1 protein-coding gene is annotated in these 593 nt (G+C 64.8%); it reads left to right on the forward strand.

Features of this window, described 5'->3' with window-relative positions:
- Positions 1–486, forward strand: a 486-nt coding sequence (locus A3754_RS03430) for an acyl-CoA dehydrogenase domain-containing protein (protein WP_156496743.1), incomplete at its 5' end; no start/stop codon positions are given.
- Positions 487–593: the final 107 nt, after the last annotated feature.

Raw genomic sequence — 593 nt, forward strand, 5'->3', positions numbered from 1 at the left:
CTGAAAACCGTGGGCCGTATCGGCCTGGGCATCAACCCGCTGGCCAAGCTGCCCAACGACCAGCTCAGCCACCAGGCCGCACTGGCCCTGCAAAGCTATGGCGACCAGTACAAGCGTCTGGTCGGCGGCAACTACATGCCGGAAGAAAGCGACGAGGGGCTCGGCCGCCTGCTCAAGGCCTTCCGCCTGACCACCGAAGCCGAACCGGTGCGCGCCAAGATCCGTGCCGCACAGAAAGCCCGCAAACTGGGTAAAGGCAAAGTGGAAGCCATGGCGTCCCAGGCCGCTGAACAGGGCGTGATTTCCGATGCGGAACTGGCCACCCTGAATGCTGCCACCGAGGCTTGCCTGCTGGCCATCGAAGTGGACGTATTCACCAAGGACGAGTACTACGGCGCCGGTGGCATCCCCGCCATGAGCGCCACCGGCGATGGCGGCCTGCAGCAGCCGTCACCCGCGGAGCTGGCCAAAGCGTCCGGCGAGTAACCGCACTGCCCTTAACGCTCACGGGCCAGCCCGACTGGCCCGATCAACCCTGCCCACACGCCGCCTGACCGATTATGGTTGGGTGGCACAACAACAAAACAACGGAC

This window comes from Alcanivorax sp. HI0083, assembly GCF_001635175.1.